This window comes from Apilactobacillus xinyiensis (genome assembly GCF_019656235.1).
In the GTDB taxonomy this organism is placed as follows: domain Bacteria; phylum Bacillota; class Bacilli; order Lactobacillales; family Lactobacillaceae; genus Apilactobacillus; species Apilactobacillus xinyiensis.
In genome coordinates, this window is the sequence record NZ_BPLL01000002.1 from 38,473 (window position 1) to 63,002 (window position 24,530).

Sequence of the window (24,530 nt, forward strand, 5' to 3'; positions counted from 1 at the left end):
CCACCTTTGCTAGTAACAAATTATTTTTTATTAAATGGGATATCTACAACATCGAAATCTTTGACTACTTTGGTATTATTGAAAACTTTTCTAGCCTGATTTTCTAATCTTTTCGCCATATTACCAGTATACCTAGCAGATATATGTGTTAGTAAAAGTTTCCCAACTTCAGCTTTTTGGGCTAGTTGAGCCGCTTGAACGCAAGTAGAATGGTAATAATTTCTTGCTAATTTGGCTTCGTCTTTGCTAAAAGTACTTTCATGCACTAAAGCATCGGCATTTTTAGCTAATTTATATGAATTATCATTTGCTCTAGTGTCACCAAAAACAGCGACTATTCGGCCTTTTTGGGCTGAACCTAAGTAATCTTTACCATTGATTACACGTCCGTCTTCCAATTCAACTGTCAAACCGTCTTTTAATTTACCATAGATTGGACCTGAAGGAACATTATCAGCCATCAATTTATCCACTAATAATTCACCTGGATGATCACTTTCTACAACTCTGTAACCAAAGCATTCAATCTGATGATCCAATTTTTCAGTATATACACTAAATTTATCATCTTGATAGATAAGACCTGTAGAATCTATTTCTACATAATTAATTCGATAAGATAACTTAGTTTGGGAAACTCTCAAACTAAGTTGAACAAAATCTTTAATACCTTTGGGCCCATAGATTGTCAATGGTGTGTTCCCACCTTGAAAAGATCTAGAACTCAAAAGTCCCGGTAATCCAAAAATATGATCACCATGCAAATGAGTAATAAATATTTTATTAATCTTTCTAGGCTTTAAATTAGATCTTAAAATTTGTTGTTGTGTACCCTCACCAACATCAAATAGCCAAACTGAGTTACACTCATCTAAAAGTTTCAATGCCGTTGAAGAAACATTTCTAAACTTACCTGGGACCCCTGCTCCAGTACCTAAAAATTCTAGCTGCATATTAATCGTTCCTTTTATTATTAATTTTTAATTTCGAAAAAATACCACATTAAATTGTAACATAAAAAAAGATGGGCAATGCCCATCTAATAAAAACCAATATTTTAATCCATAAAAGTAAATGTAAAATCAAGAATAGAAACTTGATCACCGTTTTTAGCACCCGCTTTTCTAAGTGCATCATCTACGCCCATGCCACGAAGTTGTCTAGCAAATCTTAACATGCTTTGTTCATGAGTAGTATCTGTCATTTGGAATAGTTTTTCAATCTTATTACCACTAAGAATCCAGTCACCATAATCATCTCGAGATATTTCAAAAGCTTTTTCATCAGACGCATCGTAATCGTATTCAACACTATCATCGTACTCTTGATTTTCTGGGAATTTAGGTGTTTCATCTAACAAGTTAGCGGTAGTAGAAATTAAATTACTTAACCCAGCATGTGTAACTGAAGAGATTGACATCACTTTTACCGGATTAACATTAATGTCGGATAAATGCTTCTTAAACTCTTCTAAGTTATTTTGCGAATCTGGCATATCCATTTTGGTAGCAACCACAATTTGAGGTCGATTTAAGATATTATCATCATATTGAGACAGTTCATTATTGATTTTATTAAAATCATCAATTGGATCACGGCCTTCAGTTCCACTCATATCAACTAAATGTAGAATAACTCTAGTCCTTTCAACATGGCGTAAAAATTGGAATCCAAGACCAGTACCATTAGATGCACCCTCAATTAAACCTGGTAAATCAGCTACTACAAAGTCTTTACCATTATCTAATCTTACCATCCCTAAATTAGGAACTAGCGTTGTAAAATGATACTCGGCTATTTTAGGTTTTGAACTAGTAATAGCTGATAACAATGTAGATTTACCAACTGAAGGAAAACCAACTAATCCTACATCTGCTAAAACTTTCAATTCTAGTCTAATGGATTTTTCTTCTCCTGGTTCACCATTTTCAGATATTTCAGGAGCTGAATTTTTAGCACTAGCAAAGTGGACATTACCACGGCCACCACGGCCACCTTTGGCTACTATGAATTTGTCTTCTTTACTTACTAAGTCGCAAATAACTTTATTATTCTCATCATTGTAAATGGTAGTACCTTCTGGAACATATACAATTAAATCATCGGCACTACGTCCAGTCATTTTCTTGTTACCACCGTCAGCACCATTATCAGCTTTAAACTTACGACGATATCTAAAGTCCATTAAAGTATTCATTCCTGTGTCCACAGCAAATATAACATTTCCACCATGACCACCGTCTCCACCAGCAGGACCACCGTTTGGTACATATTTTTCACGTCTAAAAGCAACAATTCCATTGCCACCTTTTCCGGCTTTTATATTAACTTTTACTTGATCTACAAACATATTTTCTCCGTTTCACTTTCATTTAATGTAATTGAGTATAACTATATTTTAACAAATAGTAAAGTTTCATTTTTTACTTTTGCGCTTACGATTTAATATATCTAAAGTTAATTTAATGTTCTTAGCAACATCTTGAGATATTCCTATTTTTCTCAATTCTTTAACATCAGCATCTGATATTTTATCTAATGATCCGAATTTGTTTAATAATTTAATTTTTGTTTTTGGTCCCACACCTTTAATACTATCTAGTTCTGAACTAAGTGAGTGTTTAGTGTGTACTTGTCGATGAAAGTTAATTGCAAATCGATGAACTTCATCTTGAATTCTTTCTACCAAGTAAAAGGCCTGTGAATCATGTTTTATGGGGATATATTGATTATCATTTATAATTAAATGCGAAGTTTTGTGCTTATTATCTTTCACCATACCAGCCACTGGAATGTTCAAGTTGAATTCATTAACTAACACATCTTTAACCGCTGCAAGTTGTACTTCTCCACCATCCATTAAAATCAAATTTGGTAATGATTTATGTTCTTTCAGTAATCTTGAATATCTACGCCTAATTACTTCATGCGTACTAGCAGATTCATCAGCCTTATCAACTGTTTTCAATTTATACTTACGATACATATTTTTATTAGGTAAACCATCTTCAAAAACTACCATTGCTGAAACAATATCAGTTCCTTGAATATGCGAATGATCGAAAGACTCGATTCGATGAGCTGTTGGAATATTTAGTTTTCGGCTTAAATCTTCTACTGCACCCAAAGTTTTACGTTTACCAAATTCCATCAATCTAAATTTTTCTTCTAAAACTAATTTAGAATTCTTTTTAACCATTTTTAGTAATTCTAATTTTTGACCCCGTTTAGGAGTTTTTATACTAGTATTTAAAATACTGGCTAATACATCTCTATCAACACTATCAGGTACTAGAATTTCTTTGGGAACCGGCTGGTTTTTTTGTTTATAAAACTGAACTATAAAGCTTAAAAATTCTTCATCAGGATTATTAACAATCGGAAAAGCTCGTTTTACCCTTTTCATTAACCTTGCTTGACGAATAAAAAATATTTGAATTGATATCCATCCCATATCCGTATAATAATTAAAAATATCGCGAGTTGTATTATCATTAGTAATAATTTTTTGCTTTTCTACAGTTATTTCAATATACTTCAGCTGATCTCGCAATTCAGCTGCTCTTTCAAACTCTAAATTATTTGAAGCTTCCATCATTTTTGATGTAATTTCTTTTTTAGCGGAATTAACGTTCCCATTTAAAAAAGATTTTATTTTACGAATTTGTTTTTGATACAAACTTTGTGGAACTTCTTTAAAACAAGCACCTAAGCACTGTCCCATATGATAATAAAGGCACGGACGTTTTTGATAACCATTACATCTCCTAAGAGGATATGTTTTTTGTAAAAAATGCAAAGTTTCATCAGCTGCATAAACATTAGGATATGGCCCAAAATAATATCCACCATCATTTTTTACATTGTTAACTATCATTAGTCTAGGATCATGTTCATTAGTAATTTTTATATATGGATATCCACCATTGCCTTGTTTTAATTGGATATTATAATGTGGCCTGTGCTTATGAATTAAAGTTATTTCTAATAAGAAGGCTTCCTTATCATTGGAAGTAATAATTGTTTCAAAATCTCTTATCTGTGATACTAGTTTAGCAGTTTTACCAGTATGACTGCTTTTAAAGTAGGAACGCACACGGTTTTTAAGATTTTTTGCTTTCCCTACATATATAATTTTACCTTGTTCATTTTTCATTAAATAACATCCTGGCAAGTCTGGTAAAAGCTTTAATTTTCTTTCTATATGTGGTGTAGCCATTATATCACCTCGATAATATTCATCGCCATCATATGACAAATATATAAACATCTGATATTATATATTCAAAATAAGGAGATGTTAAATATGAGCTTAAATATTCAACGAAATGCTGACTTAAATGCAATGTTTGATAAATTTGCTAAAATAGAACCTAAAGACCCTAAAAAAGATAAATTTCTAAAAAAAGAAAAAAGTAAAAAAGATAGCAAAAAAAACAAATCAGACAAGTAATAAATAAAGAGCTTAGCATAATGCTAGCTCTTTATTTTTTTGTAAAATTATTCTTTTTGTTACGCAATCTTTTAATATTATATTTGGCTACATCATCAAAATTAATGTCGTTCCATTGAGCAACTTGAGATAAGTACCAAAGAACATCTCCCATCTCCTTGGTTAATTGTTCTTTGCTCATTTCTTCGCCATGAAATGTATATTTCTTAACTAAATCAACTAATTGACCAGTTTCACTAGCAAGGCCTAGTGCACAGTTGGTAAGAACTTGTTCATCACCAATCAAAGTTTTATTAGCTTCTTTTTGATATTCATCAAAATTCATAAATTACTTTACTCCTGTCTTGTCTCCTATCCACTGCCAAACATTTTCAGTGCCATATCCAGTTTGAGCTGAAAATAAGCATATTTGTTCTTCGGATACATTAAATGATTTTTTCAAAGCATTTACTTCCTTGTTCCATTTGGATTTAGAAGTTTTATCCATTTTAGTAGCTAAGATTAAAGTTGGTATTTCATAATATTGCAAGAATTCAAACATTTGTACGTCATCTTCTGAAGGTGCACGACGACCATCAACTAATAATACAACCCCACTTAAGTTTTTACGAGTAGTTAAGTACTCTTCAATCATCATGCCCCATTTTTCACGTTCCTTTTTAGAAACACGGGCATATCCATAACCAGGGATGTCGACAAAATACAAACTTTCTTCAATTTTATAAAAGTTAAGTGTTTGTGTTTTACCAGGTCGATTAGAAGTTCTAGCATAACCATTACGGTTAATAAGCTTGTTAGTTAAAGATGACTTCCCAACGTTAGATCTACCTACTAGTCCTATCTCTGGTAACTTACCACTTGGATATTGTTTAGGAGCAACTGCGCTTATCTCTAAATTAACATTATTTACTTTCATATAAAACGTAACTCCCTAATATATTAATAGTAATGATTCTAACACATATACATAAAATATAAAAAAGTAGGTTTAAAAACCTACTTTTTTAATACTAATTTAGGTTCTTCAGAATTGGTAATTGTTTCAGGAGTAATTATAACTTCTGCCACATCATCTCTACCAGGCAAATCATACATAACATCACGCATAATATCTTCCATGATAGATCTCAATCCACGAGCCCCTGTTTTTCTGGCAAGTGCTAATTTAGCTATCTCTCTTAATGATTCATTTTTGAAAGTCAATTTAACTCCATCGATAGCCATTAATTTAGTGTATTGTCTAACTAAAGCGTTTTTAGGTTCAGTTAAAATTCTTACTAAATCGTCTTCACTTAACTTCTTTAAAGAAGTTAATATTGGTAATCTACCAATAAATTCTGGAATTAAACCAAAACTTAGTAAATCACTTGGAATAACATGTTGCATAACGTTATCCTCAGTTAGATCATCCATTTCACTAGATGAAGTTCCAAAACCAATGGTTTTATCACCTAAACGATTTTTAACGATGTTTTGAATACCATCAAATGCTCCACCAACGATGAATAGAATGTTCTTAGTATCAACTTGAATAAACTCTTGTTGTGGGTTTTTTCTACCACCCTGAGGTGGAACATTAGCAACTGTTCCTTCTAATATTTTTAGTAAAGCCTGTTGAACACCTTCACCAGAAACATCTCTAGTAATAGAAACATTCTCAGATTTTTTAGCTATTTTATCAATTTCATCAATATAAATAATTCCTTTTTCAGCTCTTTCAACGTCAAAATCAGCATTTTGTAAAAGCTTCAAAAGAATGTTTTCAACATCTTCACCAACATATCCAGCTTCAGTTAGTGTAGTTGCATCAGCAATTGCAAATGGCACATTTAGAATTCTAGCTAAAGATTGAGCCAAATATGTTTTACCGGATCCGGTAGGACCAATTACTGAAATGTTACTTTTTTGTAATTCAGTTTCATCATCATCTTCAGTGCTAATATCATTAACACGTTTGTAATGGTTATAAACTGCTACAGAGAGTGTTTTTTTAGCATCATCTTGACCAATAACATATTCATCTAATTTACTAACAATTTGCTTAGGTGTTAATGCTTTTATTGTCTTGTCCTTATTTTCGCGTGCTAATTCCTCATCTACGATTTTCTTACAGAGATCAATACATTCGTTACAAATATAGACACCAGGACCGGCAACTATTTTTTTCACTTGATCTTGAGATTTACCACAAAAAGAACATACTACTGCATTTTTATCTTTGTCATCTTCTAGCAATAGATTTATCCCTCCAATTATCGACTAAATACTTAACTAAAAGTTAATATAGCACAACTAATATATTAAACAAAACAATTTGTTTATTATAAAAACAAAAAAAGACCCAATTTATTAAATAACAACTAATTGGATCTTTTTATTGTTAGCTATTTAGAACTTTTACTTTCTTTTTTTAGCTTTGATTTTGGTTCAGGTTTTGCACTATCAGTAACTAACTTAACAGCTTTTTGAATAGCAATATCATGTTTTAACATATCATCAGTTAAAGCACCTCTAACAGCTTCTTCTTTCATACCGTATTGTTTTGCTAATTCTTTAACTTGTTCGTCAATTTCTTCTTTAGTTGGTTCAATTTTTTCATTTTTAACGATAGCTTCAAGAACTAAGTTAGTCTTAACTCTTTCTTCAGCACCTGCAACAAATTGTTTCTTCAAGTCTTCTGGCTTAGTACCAGTTAACTTAAAGTACATACTTGCGTTAATACCTTGTTGTTGCATGTTTGCAAGATATTGATCCATTTGACGTTGTACATCTTCGTCAATCATAGCTTGTGGAACTTCTTTAATAGTAGCGTTTTTAACTGCTGCTTGAATAGCTTCGTCTTCAATAGCGTTATCAGCGCTAGCTTGTTTTTGTTCTTTTAAGTCAGCTTTGATTTTATCTTTTAATTCATCTAAGCTATCAACATCTTCATCGACATCTTTAGCAAATTCATCATCAAGTTTTGGAAGTTGTTTTTCTTTTACTTCGTGAATTTTAACTTTGAAAGTAGCTTCTTTACTTTGTAATTCTTTAGCTTGATAGTTTTCTGGGAATGTTACAACAACATCAACATCTTCATCAGCTTTATGACCGATTAATTGATCTTCAAATCCAGGAATAAATGAACCTGAACCCAATTCTAAGGAATAATTGTTAGCTTTTCCACCATCAAATTGTTTACCATCAACATATCCGTCAAAGTCAATAACTACAGTATCACCTTTAGCAGCTGCTTTATCTTCTTTTAGAACTAATTCAGCTTGTGATTGACGTTTCTTTTCAATTTCAGCATCAATGTCTTTTTGGTATACACGAGTATTTTGTTTTTCAACTTTAAGTCCAGTGTAATCACCTAATTCAACTTCTGGCTTAACAGTAACATCAGCAGTTAATACCCAGTTTTGACCTTTTTCCAAAGATTTAACATCAACTTTAGGTTGATCAACTGGTTCGATGCCAGCTTCTTTAACAGCTGCACTGTATGCTTCTGGTAAAAGAATGTTTAAAGCATCTTGGTATAAAGCTTCTTCACCATACATTTCGTTAAAAATTTGACGTGAAACTTTACCTTTTCTGAAACCTGGAATATTAATATTTTTTTTGTTCTTATTAAAGGCTTTGTCTAAACCTTCTTTAATCTTGTCTGTACTAATTTCGAAAGTTAAAACACCATCGTTAGTACCTTTTTTTTCCCATTTTGCAGACATTATTTTCCCTCCGAGATAAAATTATAATTTAAATACAATTTTCTTCTTAATTGCGCACATAAGTATTTTAACGTATGAATGAATAAAAGTAAATGTTTTACTAATAATATAGGTTTTTACGTGTAAAAGATATAAAAAAAGAACTCGAAAACAACTTTCGAGTTCTTTTAATTATACTAATTAGTCATCGATGTCTGAAACAACACCGGCACCAACAGTATGTCCACCTTCACGAATAGTGAACTTAGTACCTTTTTCAATACCAACTGGTTTAGTTAATTCAACATTGAATGTAACGTTATCACCAGGCATAACCATTTCTACACCTTTTTCAAGTTCGATTACACCAGTAACATCAGTTGTATGGAAGTAGAATTGAGGACGGTAGTTTGAGAAGAATGGAGTATGACGTCCACCTTCTTCTTTAGTTAAGATATAAACTTGTCCTTCAAACTTCTTGTGAGTAGTAATTGAGCCTGGAGCTGCAACAACTTGTCCACGAACAACTTGATCACGGTTAACACCACGAAGTAACATACCAACGTTATCTCCAGCTTCACCTTCATCAAGAGTTTTACGGAACATTTCTAGACCAGTAACAGTTGATTTTAGAACGTCTTCAACTAAACCAATAATTTCAACGTCGTCACCAACTTTAACAACACCACGGTCAATACGTCCAGATGCAACAGTACCACGACCAGTGATAGTAAATACATCTTCAACAGGCATTAACATTGGTTTGTCATCTTCACGTTTTGGAGTTGGAATGTATTCATCAACGATATCCATTAACTTCAAGATAACTTCTTCTTGTTCTTTGTCGCCTTGTAATGCTTTAAGAGCTGAACCACGAACAAATGGAATGTCATCGCCAGGGTAATCGTATTCTGAAAGTAATTCACGTACTTCCATTTCAACTAAGTCAACTAATTCGTCATCGTCAACTAAATCAGTCTTGTTTAAGAATACAACAATGTATTCAACACCAACTTGGCGAGCAAGTAAGATATGTTCACGAGTTTGTGGCATAGGACCATCAGTTGCAGCAACAACCAAGATAGCACCATCCATTTGAGCAGCACCAGTGATCATGTTCTTAACGTAATCAGCATGTCCTGGGGCGTCAATATGAGCATAGTGACGTTTTTCAGTTTCGTATTCAACGTGGGCAGTGTTGATCGTTATACCACGTTCACGTTCTTCTGGAGCAGCATCAATATCAGCGTAGTCTTCAGCTTTTGCTAAACCTCTGTCTGATAATACTTTAGTGATAGCTGCAGTTAAAGTAGTCTTACCATGATCAATATGGCCAATAGTACCAATATTTACATGGGGCTTTGTTCTTTCATAATGTTCTTTTGCCATTTATGAAAACCTCCTGTTATTTTTCGAAAGATTTGTACTGAAAATCACAGTACATCTTTATAAGTTATTATACTACATCTTCTTAAAAAGACAAAGTTATGAAAATCGTTCTCAAGAAGAATTCCTTTAATATTATAGCTACTGAACTTTTATTTGTAAACAAAAAAGGCAATAAAATTTCATTATTATCATTAAACATTTAATATTTTTGAATAAATAGATAAAATTAAAGTTCCCATAGCGTTTATCTTATTTCTTTCATCGTTATCAGCGCAAAAAGTTTCACCAATAAAATTATTATAAAAGTATTCAAACCACAAATTAATATTCTTAATAAGAATGTCATTAAACGGATAAATTATCATAAAGTTTAATTTGATATATTGTAAAAACATCGTTTTGTTAATCGGATCTTTTGATAGCCTACTATTATCTATTTTCAAAATGATCATTTTAAAAGATTTAGTCTCTTCTAATTTTTTTAAATTAGCAATTTTAATTTTTTTAACATTGCCATCTATAAAATACTCTGAAACTATTTCTTTAAAGTTAACTTCTCTAAAAGTATCGACTATCGAGCTTTTTATTAATGGATGAACAAACGGATCTATCAATAAATATTTGCCATATTTAACAAAATAATCCAAAGGCAATTTCATAGATGCTTCTAAAATCTCTTTTTGTTTAAAGAATTCATAATTGCCCAGATGAGCAAACTCTCTGACCTTAGATTGTAAACTATCATGAAATTGCTTTTCATAATTCAATTCATAAACATTTATCTCATTAAATATTTCATGTTTTAATTTTTCATCATTAAAACTAGTCACCGTTTTTCTAAGCAAAATAAAATCAGCGTTCTCCAAAAATACTTTAACAAACAATTTAATATTATCTACATTCAATAAATATACATCTGGATTTAGCAAGATATACTTTTTAGCTTCTCGATACCTTTTTTCTTTGAATAAAAGATTCACTATCTCACAATTTATAAAATTTAATTGAACTTCATCATAAATCTCAATCAATTTATCAATAGCGGTTGTAAAATCATCTTTAGACTTAGAAATTTGAGCACTTTCATATAAATTTAATTGTGAAGCACTTAAATCATCTATACTATTTTTTCTCATTATTTACCTTGTTGATATTAACGTGTTTCTTTCTTCGATGTTGATTAACTTCCATTATAACTGGCAAAATAACTGGTCTTCTATGTGTTTTATCAAATAGAAAATGACTTATTTTTTCCCTAACATCTTGTTTAAGATGTCCCCAATCAAATTCCTTGTTATCAAGATTTAATTGGATAGCATTAGAAACTATTTCTGATGCTTTATTCATTAATTCTTTATTACTTTTTACGTAAACAAAACCTCTAGAAGTAATTTTAGGTTTAGCAATAATTGTTTTCTTTCTTCGATTAATAGTTACAACAACAATGAAAATACCATCATCTGACAATAATTTTCGATCACGTAAAACAATATTACCAATATCACCAACACCAATACCATCAATCATGGTATTTCCAGCGTCCACAGACTCGCCTAAGTGCATGTCTTCACCATCATATGATAATACGTCACCTTTATTAAGCATAAAAATATTTTCTGCAGGAATGCCAACTTCTTGAGCTAATTTAGCGTGAGCATCCAACATTCTATATTCACCTTGAACTGGAATTAGGTAACTAGGTTTTAGTAAATTGAGCATTAATTGCAAATCATCTACACTAGCATCCGAACTAGCATTTAAATCATCTGATATCATTTTAACTTCAGCATCAGCACGATAAACCATGTCTCTAGTTTTAGCAATCGTAGTTTCCATAGCATGGGAAGGTGTAGTAGCTATCAAGACTAAATCACCTTTTTCAATATTAATGTACTTAGCTTGATGGTTAGCCATTCTTTGAATAGTCTTAACTGGTTCACCCATTTTGTCGGTTTCTAGTATAACTAATTTATCAGAATCAATTTGCTTAAGTTCCTTAGGAGAAACAAAAATATCATCGATAGGTAAAATTAATTTTTTAGACTTAATAGCTAAATCTAAAATTTTTGATAATTCTTTCCCATCCAAAAAGATTTTTCTACCAACTTTATATGCAGCATTTACAACTTGTTGAATTCTTAGGATGTTTGCTGAATTAGAAGCAATAATTATTCTAGAATCGTGATATTGAAATAAATCGTAAATATATCTTTCAATCTTAAGTTCACTAACTGTAGGATACGGATCATCAGCATTTCCTGAATCGCTAAGCAACGCTAAAACTCCTTTGTTACCAACTTCAGTTAATGCAGAATAGTTTGTTGCGTACTCTTCTTTGACTGTTTGATCAAATTTAAAGTCACCAGTGTAAACAATTTCACCCTGCTTAGTTGATAATACAATTCCCATAGAATCAGGAACTGAATGAGTGGTTTTAAAGAAAGTAACTGTTACGTCATCAAAAATAATTTCACTTTTTTCGTTAATAACGTTAAAATTATCAAACTTTTTAGCATTGTTGCTTTGTTTAACAAAAAATTTAGCAAGTTCAATCGTAAACTTAGAGCCAAAAACTGGAACGTCAAATTCATTTAAGAAATATGGAAGAGCCCCTATTGCATCCGCATGTCCATGAGACAAAAATACACCAACAATTTTTTCTTTATTTTGTCTCAAATAACTAAAATCAGGAATAACAACGTCAATTCCTAACATTTCATTTTCAGGATATTTTAAACCACAATCCAAAACATATATACCATCATTTATTTCAACAGCATAAAGATTTTTACCATTTTCTCTAACTCCACCTAGTGGAATAATTTTAATATTATTTTTCATGATTCACCTCAAAATTATTAATAAGTTTTTTTGCTTTTATTTACCTATGTAAATTTAAACGCGCACAATTACAACTGGTTATAGTGTATCATATTTTATTAATTTTAAGTATGTATATAGTAATGAAAAAAGAGACAGGAACAAAATGTCCTGTCTCTTTTTAATTTTATTAACGACGTAAACCTAAACTCTTGATTAAGTCTCTGTAACGAGTAATATCGTTCTTACGTAGGTAAGCTAGTAAGTTACGACGATGTCCAATTTTCTTCATCAAACCTCTTTGTGAATGAAAATCTTTTTTGTGCATCTTCATGTGACCATTAATCTTGTTAATGTCAGCAGTCAAAACAGCAACTTGTACTTCAACAGATCCAGTGTCACCTTCGTGACGAGCATATTTGTTGATAATTTCGTTTTTTTCAGTTTGTGTAAGAGCCATTATATTCCCACCTTCCAAATTTTAATCGCCTATAACTGAGTAAAAGGCCAGTGAGATAGCCAAGAAACTAAGTTATAGGTTTATATAAACTCTACTTAAGGTATGATAATATTAATATTAAAAAATATCAAGTTATTTTTTTAATAATCATAGCGAATAATATGGTATTGCAATTATAATAATGATTTTGTATAATGAAGAGCGTTGAAGAAATGAACCTTAATCCAAACTAGGAAATTTTGGAGGTGAAATTAATGCCTGTTATTAAATCAGCTATTGAACGTGTAAAAACAAACGAAAAAGCTAACAAACGTAACGCTTCTCAATTAAGTGTTATGAGAACTGCTGTTAAAAAATTTGAATCAGCTAACGCTAAAGGTGCTGAAAACGTTGAAGAATTATTCAACAACGCTATCAGTGCTTTAGACCGTGCTAAGTCAAAAGGTTTAATCAAAGCTAACAAAGCTGCCCGTGATAAATCACGTTTAGCAAACTTAAAAAAATAGTTAAATAAAAAGGATGTGCAAATGCACATCCTTTTTATTTAACTATTTTTAGTATAAACATTTCAAATAGTAGTTCTGGATCTTTATTACTTGATTTCATTTCACTTTCTAAGTTAAATAATTCAATATAAGTATTCTGAAGCTTATCAAAGTTAATGTTTTTAGACTCTCGTAAACTTAATTTAACTCTATATGGATGAACTTTTAGTTTTTTAGCAATATTTCCCTGAGAATGACCTAATTTAGATAAAATAATTGTCTGAATTAAAAGCCTTATATGTCCCATTAAAATAGCATTAATTTGAAGTGGTTGATATCCCCCCATAATAAGGTTGCGATACAAATTTATAGAATCTTCCACCCTATTATTCATAACATATTCTATTAAATCAAAAACATTCTGATTTAAAGAAGGTGTAATAATGTCTTTTATACTATCAATCGTAATAGTTTTATAGTCATTACAATATAGAATTAATTTAGGAAGTTCATTCATAATAAACGATAAATCACCGTCACATCTAGAAATCAAATAATCAATACTTGAATTATCAGCTTTATACCCCTTTTTATGAATAATATCTAGGATATATTGTTTAATTTGATTTTCGGATAAATTGGTTATATCAAAAAATACAGAGTTATTTTTTAATATCTTAGTTATCTTCTTACGGTTATCCAATTTATCATATGGAGCAAAAAAGACTATTGTAGAAGTTGTTTCAGGATTTAATAAATAATTTGCTAAATCATCTAATATTTTACTAGCTTTTGGAACGTTACTATTTCCAGTTAAAAAAATCGGATTATTAACAAAAATTAATCTTCGTTCACCAAAAAAAGGCGAAGACATCGCATCATTCAAAACTTCATCAATAGATGTATCTTCCATATCATATGAAGCAAAGTTCATTGACATTTCTTCTTCGGGTACAAGTTTTTTGAATGTCTTTTTTATTTGATTAATTAAATAAGTTTGATTACCTAAAACTACATAAACCGGTGCTATCTTGCCATATTTTAAATTTAATGATAATTCATTTAAATTAATGAAAGCCACCTCCCTTGTTATGACTAATCCATTTGTCATTTCCAAAAATACTATAACAGTAAGATATCATACCATAATCTTGCGTACTTAAATACGTAATTTGATGATCATCTAGTCTTTTAATAGTTTCATCATTTGGATGATTATACATATTATGTTTGCCAGCAGAAATAATTCCAAGTTTTGGTTTTATAACACTTAAAAATGAATTAGAAGACGAATTTTTGCTTCCATGATGCCCTAATTTTAAAACGTTGCTTTCTATATTGGGATAACGATTAAGCAGATTGTTTTCTCCCTTGCTACTTAAATCTCCCATAAATAAAAAGCTTAACTTATTAAATTTACCCCAAAGAACCATTGAATCATCATTATTACCTATCCCCCTGTTAAAAGGATGATAAATAACAAATGGAAAATTTTTTATTTTATCGCCATTTTTAACAAATACTAATTTAGTGTGTCCAATATTAGGAATGATTTTATTCATAAAACGCTTATTTTCATTAATTCCCAAGGGTAAAATCAACTTATTCACTTTCATATTAGTTAAAAAAGCTGGTAAGTCACCACAATGATCATCATCTTGATGACTTATACATAAATTATCAATATGACTAACCCCAATGCTTTTCAGATAGTTAATTGATGTTTTTAAAGCACTATAATTATGCGAACTAGTTTGATTCTTAAAAAAAGTTATTTTTCCACCAGTATCTATAACACTTACACTACGATTAAATGGTGTTCTAACTAAAAAACTATCGCCTTGACCAACATCGAAAAAACTAACTTCTCCATTTAAAGGACAATGAATATTTATATATCCTAACAGGTAAACACCAAAAAGTTTAAATAACACACGTACATTAGAATCAATAATTGTTTTTAGAGTAAAATACACCATAACTAAAATAAATATTATATTTGGTTTTCCAAAATGTATAACTCCCGGTACACTAGCTACATAATTAATTAAATTATCGAATATTTCTAGCGCAAAAGCACATATTTTACATAAAGGTAGACATATAAAAAATAATATATTGCCAATTAAAACAATTGGCATGATAACCAATGAAAAAATTGGGATTACTAGAAAATTAGCTAATATAGTTAATAGATGCCATTCATATGTATGATATAAAACAAATGGAAGACTTATAAAATTCATAAAAACAGTTAACTTAAAATTAGAAGCATCTTTTAAAAATACTAAACCCAACGAAAGAGCATAACTCAATTGACATCCAAATTGAAAGAGCATTTGTGGATTGTAAAATATATGGAGTATAAGCACTATACTGAAAAGATTCAATGCATCTAAATTCAAATGAAATAATTTTAAAATAATTGATAATTCAACCAATAAAATTGAGCGTAATAATCCAACTGAAGAACCAGCTAAGATAAAAAATAATGGAAGAACTATTATAATTAATTTATCTACTAACTGTTTATGAAAATCTATTACATATAAAGCTTTGCGAATAAACATTACTAAAAAATAAACATGTAGACCGGATATACTGAACAAATGTATTAAGCCTAAAGTTTTAATTCCAGTTAATTCTTCTGAAAAACTGTTATCCATTTCTCCAAAAATCAAGCTTTTGGTATAAACATCTAAAGGTTTGGGTAAATCATTAGCAAATTTTAAACATATAAAGCGAAAATCATGTAGATAAGATAATATAGAAAAACTATCTTCTGAATTTAATTGATAAATTTTATTTATTTTTATACTACTTTGTATACCATTGAAGCTATTATATTTTTTTGTACTAAATTGGTTAAAATTAGTTGCATCTTCAATAGGACATATATCGGCATTAACTCTAATTAAGCTAGTTTTACAAATTTCAGGTAATTTATTTCCCTTAATTAAACACCTTTTATTATTATAAAAAGCTTTACCATAAAAATAATCGTTATTTGAATGCATTTCATCAGGATAAATTTTTAAAATCAAGCAAGCATTTTTAACTACCAAATTATGTGATGATACATTATAGCTATTTTTAACGAAAAAAATTCGTAAACATAAAATTATAATAACGAGTAAAGATATAAAAACTATATTCTTATTTTTTAAAAACCAAAATCTAAGTAATGTAATAAAAATAAAAAAGCACCCTAAATATGTGTAACCAAAGCAAAAAACTGTAACTGAACAACATAGGGCTGCTACGAAAAAATATGGATAATTAATTTATTCAGGTAAATAAGAACTAAATTTAATTGAATTAATAAATTTAGGATCTAATTTAACTTGATTTAATGTTACTTTTTTTAGTTTTATTAATTTTTTGGCGTATTCATCATTATGGTAATTTCTTAAATAATTTATTTTAGTGATTCCAGATTGTAACAACATTTTTGTGCACTGCAAACAAGGAAAATCAGTTACATATATTTCAGCTCCATCCGTAGACTCTCCAAATTTAGCACATTGTGAAATAGCATTAACCTCTGCATGGATTGTTCTTAAGCAATGTCCGTCAACCATATAGCAGCCATCATCAATACAATGTAAATCTCCAGAAACTGATCCATTATATCCACCAGCAATTATTCGACGATCTCTGACTAGAGTAGCTCCCACAGAAAGTCTATTGCATGTACTTCTAGTAGATAATAAAACTGCCTGCAACATAAAGTATTGATCCCAAGGAATTCTCTTATCACTCATAAAGCTAACCTCTCAACTTAATTATTTATATACTAAATAATATCACGTAAACAAATATTCTTTAAGTCGTTCTACAGTCTTGTCACCAAATCCATCAACATTTTTTAAATCATCTAAACTATTAAATAGTCCATTTTTATTACGATAATCTATAATTTTTTCAGCTTTTTTCTGACCAATTCCACTAATAGACATAAGTTTATTAGCATCAGCTGTATTAATATTGATTCTTTCACTGGAATCATTAGATTTAGATTGATTACTGGTATCAACATCGTTTAAAACATCATTTCCTTCTGAATTTTTCACGTTTTTGTTTTCAACTAAGATAACCATTTGGTCAGTTAGTTTTTGTGCTAAATTAACATTTTTATCGTTAGCTGCTTTAGTAAAACCACCTGCTAAAACAATTGCATCATTAACCCTTTTATCTATATCAATTTTATAAACACCTGGATTTTTCACTTCTCCTTTAATATCAATATATATAAAATTATTTTTTACAGTAGTGCTTGAAGAACTACTTTCAACGGATGCATTTATCGAAGAACTACTTTGAGTACTTACTGCATAAGTTTCATCTGTGTTAATAATGTTTGAATCGTTATTTATTTTAGAAATGAAAAAAGCAAAAATAATTATAAGAAATGCCATAAATGACCAAAATACATATTTCCATTTAGTATGGAAAACTAAATTAATAAAATAATCAAACTTATTTACCATTTCCTCCCTCCTCTGTTATGAAAAAGATACGAAAAAAAGACATAAAAAAATTATGTCTTTTACTTAACACTATTTAATTTGCTTATTGCATCTTCAAATGAAGTTACTGGAATTACTTTCATTTTAGGTGCATATTTTTTAGCAGTACTTTTTGCTAATTGATAGTTAGTTTGATGATTAGGTTCAATTTTTAATACATCTTTAGTAGGTTTAACATATGGAGCTAAAAATATTTTAGCTCCATTATTCTTAGCAGCTATAATTTTTTTATCAATACCACCAATTTCACCTACTGAACCATTTGGTGAAATAGTACCTGTACCAGCTATATTCATATTGTGACGAATATTTTGATTAGTTAATTGACTATATATTTGCAGTGCAAACATAAGTCCACCCGATGGGCCACCTACATCTCCAGGATTTACTTTAACAGGAATTTTAGTTTTAACACTAAAATCATCGGTTAAAACAATCCCAATTCCAGAATGATTAGTTCCCGGTAATTTTATAGTAGGTGCAGTAGCCTGTTCTACTTTATTATCATGCAAAAATTTAATTGTAATATTACTACCAATTTTCTTTGAAAAAATGTAGTTTCTATAACCTTCAGAATTATCAAATTTTTTATTATCAACAGAAATAATCGTATCTCCAACATGTAAATTCTTACTAAAAGAAGAATCATGCATACCAAGCACATAGATACCATTATATTTAGAATCAACATATTTATTAGCTTTTTTATATGCATTAAAAATTGCACTATTTATTGAACTTAGCATATAAAAATTTTGCACTTTATTATATTCATCGTTAGTCTGACCATCTGTCAAATTATTAGTAGATTCAATTGAATAATACGGAATAAACTTATCATAGATGTAACTTACAGGAGTTAGTGGCTCAATTTCAACTGATGTAAGCATGAACTTACCATTATACCTATCGGGATGTTTGTCAATTTGTACAATTTTAGATAAATTAGAAGCATCACCAGGTTTTTCAACGTAATAAGGTATAGGCATAAAAAATGAAATACCTAATAAACATAATAAAAAAATAGATAAAATTAATTTATGTTTTTTAATCCAATTAATAATTACAATTCACCTGCAAATCTCGCTTTTAAACTTTGTTCCACATTTAATGGTACATATTTAGAAATGTCACCACCAAAATGACAAAGTTCTTTGACCATACTTGAAGAAATGTAGTTTTTAGCAGACCTAGACAAAAGATAAATACTTTCTATGTTTGAGTTCAAATCATGATTAATACTATCCATAGGTTTTTCATAATCTAAGTCTTTAGAATCTCTAATTCCTCTTACAATTACTTTAGCATTGATAGAACTAGCATACTTAATAAGTAAATCACTTGTAGAATCTACTTCTACATTTTTTATATTTTTAACACAATCCTTTATTAATTTCATTCTTTCAGAAATACTAAAAAGTGATTTCTTTGAAGCGTTAATTCCAATTACAACAATTAATTTGTCAAATACTCTACTAGCACGTTTTATAATATCTAAATGTCCATTAGTCAATGGATCAAAGCTTCCTGGAAAAATAGCTGTAGTCAATTTATCACCCCAAAAACTTATAAATAGTTACAACAGTTAACCCATAATTTTTCTGATTAATTAATTTATAGCCGGATATATTATCTTCTAAATGAACGCTATTATCCGTTTCACAAATAAGTATTCCATTGGAATTCAGTAATGATAAATTCTTAATAATATTTGCGTGATCTATCATTTTTTGATTTTTATATGGTGGATCCAAAAATATGATGTCAAATGTTCTACCTTCTTGGCTTAACTTATTTAAAGCTAAGTTAGCATCTGATTTTATAATTGAAAAATTGTCCTGTTTTTTAGTAACTGCGACGTTTTCTTTAATTGTTTTAATAGCAGCATACTGCTTATCAACTAAAGTAGCATGATGCATCCCTCTGGAAACGGCTTCTATCCCCACGTTACCAGAACCAGCAAATAAATCTAAAAAGCTGCCTGATTCAAAGTAAGGACCTATCATATTAAAAATAGATTCTTTAACTTTATCAGTAGTAGGCCTAGTTTTATCACCTGGAACTGGCTTTAAAAAACGACTTCTGAATTCACCAGATATAACTCTCAATATTATTGCTCCTTAATATTCATCAGCCTTCTTGGAAGAAATATCAGCTTTTTCTTTCATAGAAAGTTGATTATAAATTTTTTTATACGAAGAAACAGTTACTTTGTTTACAAAATTAAATTTATTAATTGTATTCTTAACATTATCTAAGTTATCAGTGTTAACGTACATAATTACATAGTTACTATTTTTAGAAACATAGTAAACCATTCCATATTTGTATAAATTTTTAAACTTATTAATTGATTTAATAAAAACAATTAAACAACTTCTAGATTCAATATTCAAAAAGAAATTCTCCTAACTTCTTTTACCTTGATTTGCACTTATAACAAGCGTTAATCCAATACAAAAACTTAAAGTTAACATACTGGAACCACCATAACTAATAAATGGAAATGTAACCCCTGTAATAGGCATCATACCAGTTACTGCACCAGAATTAACAAAAGCTTGCATCGTTATATAAAAAGCAATTCCATAGCAAATTAATCTATCATATATATATTCAGAACGAACACCGATTATTATCACTCGACATACCATGAAAGTCAGTAATATCAATATAAATGTAATCATAATTACTCCTAACTCCTCAGAAATAACCGACATAATAAAATCAGTATATGGTATTGGCAAATATCCATTTTTTTGAACACTATTGCCTAACCCTTTACCAAAAATTCCACCATTACTTAATGCATAGTATGAGTTAATTAACTGATATCCTCCACCTTGTTGGTATTTAAATGGATCTACAAAAGATAATACACGGTCAGCTTGATATCCTGAAAACCATTTATTTTTTATTAAAGGAATTAAAACAACATTAATAAAAAATAGAATAAATAAGATAAAAGAAACAAAATAGGTTACAGCTTTTTTCCAATTAATACCTGTACATAGAAGCATTACAAATATAATCATTGAATTAATGATACATCCACCTAAATCAGGTTGCATAAGAATTAAAAATAACATAAAAACTGATGAAATTATTTTTTTTAAAAAAACATTCCACCAATTACCATTAATAATATTCATATCATTTTTTTCAGTGACGTGAGAAAATCTAATTATAAAATATACTTTAGCAATTTCAGCTGGTTGAATATTAATAGGCCCTAGATTAATCCAACCTGCAGCACCATTAATTTTAGTTCCAAAAAACATTAAGTATAATAGAAAAATAGTAAGAATAAAACCTAAAGCAGATACAAATCTCTTGCTCTTAACAATTTTATTATTACCACTCATTTCTACAAATATTATTATTATTCCAATAAAGAAATATAAAAACTGCTTAAATAATATTGCTGATGAATTAACATTACTAGCAGTACTATAACTGGCTGAGTAAACCATAATAACTCCAATAAGTGAAAGAATTATATATGGTATGAATATATAGTAATCCAAATTTTTTAAATGGACTTTTAAAGTATTTAACTTTTTCATATTAATTCTTCCTAACCTATAATATATATAGGGTAATTATAGCATATTTAATTTTAATCAATTCAAATAAAAAAGAGTGAACAAAAAAATTCACTCTTTTTTATTTTAGTTATTATGGCGTCTCTTCTTAGATTCTTTTTCACGTTGGTTTGTGTTAAGAATATCTTTTCTTAGACGAACATTTTCAGGTGTTACTTCACAAAGTTCATCTTCATTTAAGAATTCTAATGATTCTTCAAGTGTTAGATGTTGTGGTTCGTTAATCTTAGCAGTGTCATCAGAACCTGCAGCACGAACGTTAGTTTGTTTCTTACCTTTAGTGATATTTACTGAAATATCGTTGTCACGACTGTTTTTACCAACAATCATACCTTCATAAACTTCAGTACCAGGATCAATAAAGATAGTACCACGACTTTCAATTCCCATTGTTGCGTAAGTTGTACTCTTACCTTGGTTAATTGAAACTAATGCACCATTTCTACGACCTGGGTTCCAGTTTTTAACAACTGGCATGTATTTTTCGAAAGTATGGTTCATAATACCATATCCACGAGTAAGTGATAAGAATTCTGCTGAGTAACCAATTAATCCACGAGAAGGTGCCAAGAAAGTCAAACGAGTTTGACCATTTCCAACACTTTCCATGTTTTGCATGTTACCTTTTCGTTCAGATAATGTTTGAATGATTGAACCAGAATATTCATCTGGAGTATCAATTTGTACAGATTCAAATGGTTCACATTTTTGTCCATCAATTTCTCTAATAATAACTTGTGGACGTGATACTTGTAATTCGTATCCTTCACGACGTAAGTTTTCAATTAAGATAGATAGATGTAGTTCACCACGACCTGAAACCATCCAAGCACCTGGATCATCAGTATCTTCAACTCGTAGAGAAACATCAGTATGAAGTTCACGTTTTAGACGATCTTCCAATTGACGAGCAGTAACGAATTTACCTTCTTGTCCAGCAAATGGGGAAGTGTTAGTTCCAAATGTCATTTGTAAAGTAGGAGCATCAATTCTTAGAACTGGTAATGCTTCTTGAACTGAAGGATCAACAACAGTTTCACCAACATTAATATCTTCCATACCGGATACGGCTATTAAGTCACCTGCTTTAGCTTCTTGAATGTCTAATTTTTTAAGACCAAAGAATCCCATAAGTTTAGTAACACGGAAGTTTTGTGTAGAACCATCAAGTTTCATAACAGTAACGTTATCTCCAACCTTTATAGTTCCTCTAAAAATACGACCAATACCAATACGACCAACGAAGTCATCATAATCTAACATTGCAACTTGGAATTGTAATGGATCTTCAGAATTGTCAATTGGTGATGGAATGTTGTTAACAATAGTATCAAAAACTGGTTTCATAGTATGTTCTTGAGATGCAACATCAGGATCATAACTTGAAGTACCATTCATAGCTGAAGTGTAAACAACTGGGAAATCTAGTTGTTCTTCATCGGCACCTAATTCGATAAATAAATCAAGAACTTCATCAACAACTTCACTAGGACGTGCACCAGGACGGTCCACTTTGTTAATAACAACAGCTGGAGTTAAGTGTTGTTCTAAAGCTTTTTTCAAAACAAAACGAGTTTGAGGCATTGTTCCTTCAAAAGCATCAACTACTAGTAAAACACCATCAACCATTCGCATGATACGTTCTACTTCTCCACCAAAGTCAGCATGTCCAGGTGTGTCAAGAATGTTAATTTGTTTATCACCATATCTAACGGCTGTATTTTTGGATAAAATAGTAATACCACGTTCACGTTCAATGTCATTTGTATCCATTGCACGATCTTCAATTTCAGTATGTTCATCTAAAGTATCAGATTGTTTCATTAATTCATTAACCAAAGTAGTCTTACCGTGGTCAACGTGAGCAATAATGGCAATATTTTTAATATCGTCCCTTGTCTTCAAAATATTTCCTTCCCTTCAAAATGCTTAATCGCATTATTTACATAATTCAGCAAATTTTAGTAACTAGGCACAAGTTACATAATCCAATTTTCTTTTTAATCATGACATATATCATTAATTAAAATTAAATAATATAATTTTCCGTGCTAATTAATCGCTACCAATACGCGTTAAATCATAGCATAGAAATATCTAAAACGTCAATACTAAGCGAAATTATAACAAGTCTCATTAGTTAATTTTTAAACGTTTTTTTGAAGTGTCCCCAATTAATTTATAAACTTTATATATATCGTATCCAGATGTATCATAAAATTCTCGACATATTTGTTTTTGTTCCATTTTAGAGGGATTTATTTGTCTAAATAAATTATATTGATTTACAAATTCAGATACATCTACACCATTGTGTTTCTCGTAAGCATCTTCAGTTAAATTAAATAGTTTAATCATTTTTACCAATTCATCTTGAGACCAATCATCAATAATTGGATAAGCATAATTTTTCACATTATCACTCCTTAAAAGATTCTTTACAACTAGACATCATAAATATAAGTTTTATTATATAATTGTTATGATAGTTTATTAAGTGCAACTTTAAAGACAATATTTTATATGGGGGAATTTATAAATGTTTTTAATGAAAGACATTGTCAGAGATGGCAATAAAGTATTGAGACAACAAGCCAAAAAAGTATCTTTTCCGCTTAGTGAAGAAGACAAACAGTTAGCAAAAGACTTAATGGAATATTTAAAAGTTAGCCAAGATCCAAAGCTATGTAAAAAATACAATTTAAGAGCTGGAGTTGGCTTAGCTGCTCCTCAAGTTGGCGAATCAAAAATGATGGCATCAGTTCTAGTTCCTAACGATGAAGATGAAAGCAATCCTATTTTCAAAGACGTTATTATTAATCCTGTAATCCTATCTAATTCAGTTCAAAGAGCTGCTTTAACTGAAGGTGAAGGTTGTCTTTCGGTCGATAAGGATATACCTGGATTTGTACATCGTTCAGCTAGAATAACTTTAAAATATACTGATGTTAATGGTGAAGACCACAAAGTAAGACTTAAAAATTATCCTGCAATCGTATGTCAACATGAAATCGATCATTTACACGGTACTTTATTCTATGATCATATCGATTCAGATGACCCATTCTCTAAAAGAGATGACGATATTTTTATCGACTAAAAA

The 24,530-nt window shown here is 29.9% G+C and carries 25 protein-coding genes; 3 read left to right on the forward strand and 22 right to left on the reverse strand.

Features of this window, described 5'->3' with window-relative positions:
* Positions 1 to 20 precede the first annotated feature (20 nt).
* The 3 genes from rnz to uvrC all read right to left on the reverse strand — a co-directional run bounded on the left by rnz (position 21) and on the right by uvrC (position 4,219).
* A complete protein-coding gene (rnz, locus tag K5Q11_RS00945) occupies positions 21 to 953 on the reverse strand; it encodes a ribonuclease Z (protein ID WP_220750904.1) in 933 nt (310 codons plus the stop codon).
* A gap of 104 nt (positions 954 to 1,057) precedes the next feature.
* Entirely contained in the window at positions 1,058 to 2,350 is a 1,293-nt protein-coding gene (gene obgE, locus K5Q11_RS00950) for a GTPase ObgE (RefSeq protein ID WP_220750905.1), read from the reverse strand.
* A gap of 66 nt (positions 2,351 to 2,416) precedes the next feature.
* On the reverse strand, positions 2,417 to 4,219 hold the full coding sequence (gene uvrC, locus K5Q11_RS00955; protein WP_220750957.1) for an excinuclease ABC subunit UvrC: 1,803 nt from the start codon (positions 4,217 to 4,219) through the stop codon (positions 2,417 to 2,419).
* An 87-nt stretch (positions 4,220 to 4,306) separates the two neighbouring features.
* On the opposite strand from uvrC, the gene K5Q11_RS00960 reads away from it, so the two are divergent.
* On the forward strand, positions 4,307 to 4,453 hold the full coding sequence (locus K5Q11_RS00960) for an SPJ_0845 family protein (RefSeq protein WP_220750906.1): 147 nt from the start codon (positions 4,307 to 4,309) through the stop codon (positions 4,451 to 4,453).
* A 31-nt stretch (positions 4,454 to 4,484) separates the two neighbouring features.
* Here K5Q11_RS00960 and K5Q11_RS00965 read toward each other — a convergent pair whose 3' ends face one another.
* The 8 genes from K5Q11_RS00965 to rpsO all read right to left on the reverse strand — a co-directional run bounded on the left by K5Q11_RS00965 (position 4,485) and on the right by rpsO (position 12,808).
* On the reverse strand, positions 4,485 to 4,778 hold the full coding sequence (locus tag K5Q11_RS00965) for a nucleoside triphosphate pyrophosphohydrolase family protein (RefSeq protein WP_220750907.1): 294 nt from the start codon (positions 4,776 to 4,778) through the stop codon (positions 4,485 to 4,487).
* A 3-nt stretch (positions 4,779 to 4,781) separates the two neighbouring features.
* On the reverse strand, positions 4,782 to 5,369 hold the full coding sequence (yihA, locus tag K5Q11_RS00970; RefSeq protein ID WP_220728174.1) for a ribosome biogenesis GTP-binding protein YihA/YsxC: 588 nt from the start codon (positions 5,367 to 5,369) through the stop codon (positions 4,782 to 4,784).
* An 80-nt stretch (positions 5,370 to 5,449) separates the two neighbouring features.
* Positions 5,450 to 6,688, reverse strand: coding sequence for an ATP-dependent Clp protease ATP-binding subunit ClpX (gene clpX, locus K5Q11_RS00975; protein WP_220728175.1), 1,239 nt, complete (start codon positions 6,686 to 6,688; stop codon positions 5,450 to 5,452).
* Positions 6,689 to 6,837: 149 nt separating this feature from the next.
* The gene (gene tig, locus K5Q11_RS00980) at positions 6,838 to 8,160 is read right to left on the reverse strand and encodes a trigger factor (RefSeq protein ID WP_220750908.1); all 1,323 of its coding nucleotides are present in this window, start codon (positions 8,158 to 8,160) and stop codon (positions 6,838 to 6,840) included.
* Between the two features lie 180 nt (positions 8,161 to 8,340).
* The gene (gene tuf, locus K5Q11_RS00985; protein WP_220728177.1) at positions 8,341 to 9,528 is read right to left on the reverse strand and encodes an elongation factor Tu; all 1,188 of its coding nucleotides are present in this window, start codon (positions 9,526 to 9,528) and stop codon (positions 8,341 to 8,343) included.
* Between the two features lie 191 nt (positions 9,529 to 9,719).
* Positions 9,720 to 10,664, reverse strand: coding sequence for a hypothetical protein (locus K5Q11_RS00990; RefSeq protein WP_220750909.1), 945 nt, complete (start codon positions 10,662 to 10,664; stop codon positions 9,720 to 9,722).
* The gene (locus K5Q11_RS00995) at positions 10,651 to 12,369 is read right to left on the reverse strand and encodes a ribonuclease J (protein WP_220750910.1); all 1,719 of its coding nucleotides are present in this window, start codon (positions 12,367 to 12,369) and stop codon (positions 10,651 to 10,653) included. Before K5Q11_RS00995 ends, K5Q11_RS00990 begins: the two co-directional genes overlap by 14 nt.
* A gap of 169 nt (positions 12,370 to 12,538) precedes the next feature.
* Positions 12,539 to 12,808, reverse strand: a complete 270-nt coding sequence (gene rpsO, locus K5Q11_RS01000) for a 30S ribosomal protein S15 (protein WP_220750911.1) — start codon at positions 12,806 to 12,808, stop codon at positions 12,539 to 12,541.
* A 254-nt stretch (positions 12,809 to 13,062) separates the two neighbouring features.
* Here rpsO and rpsT point away from each other — a divergent pair, with 254 nt between their 5' ends.
* Positions 13,063 to 13,314: a 30S ribosomal protein S20 gene (gene rpsT / locus K5Q11_RS01005; RefSeq protein WP_220728181.1), complete on the forward strand. Its 252-nt coding sequence runs from the start codon at positions 13,063 to 13,065 to the stop codon at positions 13,312 to 13,314.
* A gap of 34 nt (positions 13,315 to 13,348) precedes the next feature.
* Here rpsT and holA read toward each other — a convergent pair whose 3' ends face one another.
* The 11 genes from holA to K5Q11_RS01060 all read right to left on the reverse strand — a co-directional run bounded on the left by holA (position 13,349) and on the right by K5Q11_RS01060 (position 23,842).
* Entirely contained in the window at positions 13,349 to 14,374 is a 1,026-nt protein-coding gene (gene holA, locus K5Q11_RS01010; RefSeq protein ID WP_251067891.1) for a DNA polymerase III subunit delta, read from the reverse strand.
* Positions 14,361 to 16,358, reverse strand: a complete 1,998-nt coding sequence (locus K5Q11_RS01015; RefSeq protein ID WP_220750912.1) for a DNA internalization-related competence protein ComEC/Rec2 — start codon at positions 16,356 to 16,358, stop codon at positions 14,361 to 14,363. The genes holA and K5Q11_RS01015 overlap by 14 nt, the downstream gene beginning before the upstream one ends.
* Before the next feature lie 219 nt (positions 16,359 to 16,577).
* Positions 16,578 to 17,057 carry a ComE operon protein 2 gene (locus K5Q11_RS01020; protein ID WP_220750913.1) on the reverse strand — a complete coding sequence of 160 codons (480 nt, stop codon included), beginning with the start codon at positions 17,055 to 17,057 and terminating at the stop codon, positions 16,578 to 16,580.
* Positions 17,058 to 17,099: 42 nt separating this feature from the next.
* On the reverse strand, positions 17,100 to 17,783 hold the full coding sequence (locus K5Q11_RS01025; RefSeq protein WP_220750914.1) for a ComEA family DNA-binding protein: 684 nt from the start codon (positions 17,781 to 17,783) through the stop codon (positions 17,100 to 17,102).
* Between the two features lie 59 nt (positions 17,784 to 17,842).
* Positions 17,843 to 18,886, reverse strand: coding sequence for a SepM family pheromone-processing serine protease (locus K5Q11_RS01030; RefSeq protein WP_373311471.1), 1,044 nt, complete (start codon positions 18,884 to 18,886; stop codon positions 17,843 to 17,845).
* Positions 18,886 to 19,371 carry a pantetheine-phosphate adenylyltransferase gene (gene coaD / locus K5Q11_RS01035; RefSeq protein ID WP_220750916.1) on the reverse strand — a complete coding sequence of 162 codons (486 nt, stop codon included), beginning with the start codon at positions 19,369 to 19,371 and terminating at the stop codon, positions 18,886 to 18,888. Before coaD ends, K5Q11_RS01030 begins: the two co-directional genes overlap by 1 nt.
* A 4-nt stretch (positions 19,372 to 19,375) precedes the next feature.
* A complete protein-coding gene (gene rsmD / locus K5Q11_RS01040; RefSeq protein WP_220750917.1) occupies positions 19,376 to 19,930 on the reverse strand; it encodes a 16S rRNA (guanine(966)-N(2))-methyltransferase RsmD in 555 nt (184 codons plus the stop codon).
* A 12-nt stretch (positions 19,931 to 19,942) separates the two neighbouring features.
* Positions 19,943 to 20,218, reverse strand: coding sequence for a DUF2129 domain-containing protein (locus tag K5Q11_RS01045; RefSeq protein ID WP_220750918.1), 276 nt, complete (start codon positions 20,216 to 20,218; stop codon positions 19,943 to 19,945).
* A gap of 12 nt (positions 20,219 to 20,230) precedes the next feature.
* Positions 20,231 to 21,388 (reverse strand): FtsW/RodA/SpoVE family cell cycle protein, encoded by a 1,158-nt coding sequence (locus tag K5Q11_RS01050; protein ID WP_220750919.1) that lies wholly within the window; start codon positions 21,386 to 21,388, stop codon positions 20,231 to 20,233.
* Between the two features lie 105 nt (positions 21,389 to 21,493).
* Positions 21,494 to 23,332 carry a translational GTPase TypA gene (gene typA / locus K5Q11_RS01055; protein ID WP_220750920.1) on the reverse strand — a complete coding sequence of 613 codons (1,839 nt, stop codon included), beginning with the start codon at positions 23,330 to 23,332 and terminating at the stop codon, positions 21,494 to 21,496.
* Positions 23,333 to 23,563: 231 nt separating this feature from the next.
* Positions 23,564 to 23,842, reverse strand: coding sequence for a UPF0223 family protein (locus K5Q11_RS01060; protein WP_220728192.1), 279 nt, complete (start codon positions 23,840 to 23,842; stop codon positions 23,564 to 23,566).
* 124 nt (positions 23,843 to 23,966) lie between these two features.
* Between K5Q11_RS01060 and def the strand changes: the two genes are divergently transcribed.
* Positions 23,967 to 24,527 carry a peptide deformylase gene (gene def, locus K5Q11_RS01065; RefSeq protein WP_220750921.1) on the forward strand — a complete coding sequence of 187 codons (561 nt, stop codon included), beginning with the start codon at positions 23,967 to 23,969 and terminating at the stop codon, positions 24,525 to 24,527.
* Positions 24,528 to 24,530: the final 3 nt, after the last annotated feature.

Excerpts from the sequence above, each read along its gene's own strand:
- rnz (WP_220750904.1), bottom strand. The coding sequence starts at position 953 with ATGCAGCTAGAATTTTTAGGTACTGGAGCAGGGGTCCCAGGTAAGTTT.
- obgE (WP_220750905.1), bottom strand. The coding sequence starts at position 2,350 with ATGTTTGTAGATCAAGTAAAAGTTAATATAAAAGCCGGAAAAGGTGGC.
- uvrC (WP_220750957.1), bottom strand. The coding sequence starts at position 4,219 with ATGGCTACACCACATATAGAAAGAAAATTAAAGCTTTTACCAGACTTG.
- K5Q11_RS00960 (WP_220750906.1), top strand. The coding sequence starts at position 4,307 with ATGAGCTTAAATATTCAACGAAATGCTGACTTAAATGCAATGTTTGAT.
- K5Q11_RS00965 (WP_220750907.1), bottom strand. The coding sequence starts at position 4,778 with ATGAATTTTGATGAATATCAAAAAGAAGCTAATAAAACTTTGATTGGT.
- yihA (WP_220728174.1), bottom strand. The coding sequence starts at position 5,369 with ATGAAAGTAAATAATGTTAATTTAGAGATAAGCGCAGTTGCTCCTAAA.
- tig (WP_220750908.1), bottom strand. The coding sequence starts at position 8,160 with ATGTCTGCAAAATGGGAAAAAAAAGGTACTAACGATGGTGTTTTAACT.
- tuf (WP_220728177.1), bottom strand. The coding sequence starts at position 9,528 with ATGGCAAAAGAACATTATGAAAGAACAAAGCCCCATGTAAATATTGGT.
- K5Q11_RS00990 (WP_220750909.1), bottom strand. The coding sequence starts at position 10,664 with ATGAGAAAAAATAGTATAGATGATTTAAGTGCTTCACAATTAAATTTA.
- K5Q11_RS00995 (WP_220750910.1), bottom strand. The coding sequence starts at position 12,369 with ATGAAAAATAATATTAAAATTATTCCACTAGGTGGAGTTAGAGAAAAT.
- rpsO (WP_220750911.1), bottom strand. The coding sequence starts at position 12,808 with ATGGCTCTTACACAAACTGAAAAAAACGAAATTATCAACAAATATGCT.
- rpsT (WP_220728181.1), top strand. The coding sequence starts at position 13,063 with ATGCCTGTTATTAAATCAGCTATTGAACGTGTAAAAACAAACGAAAAA.
- K5Q11_RS01020 (WP_220750913.1), bottom strand. The coding sequence starts at position 17,057 with ATGAGTGATAAGAGAATTCCTTGGGATCAATACTTTATGTTGCAGGCA.
- K5Q11_RS01025 (WP_220750914.1), bottom strand. The coding sequence starts at position 17,783 with ATGGTAAATAAGTTTGATTATTTTATTAATTTAGTTTTCCATACTAAA.
- K5Q11_RS01050 (WP_220750919.1), bottom strand. The coding sequence starts at position 21,388 with ATGAAAAAGTTAAATACTTTAAAAGTCCATTTAAAAAATTTGGATTAC.
- def (WP_220750921.1), top strand. The coding sequence starts at position 23,967 with ATGTTTTTAATGAAAGACATTGTCAGAGATGGCAATAAAGTATTGAGA.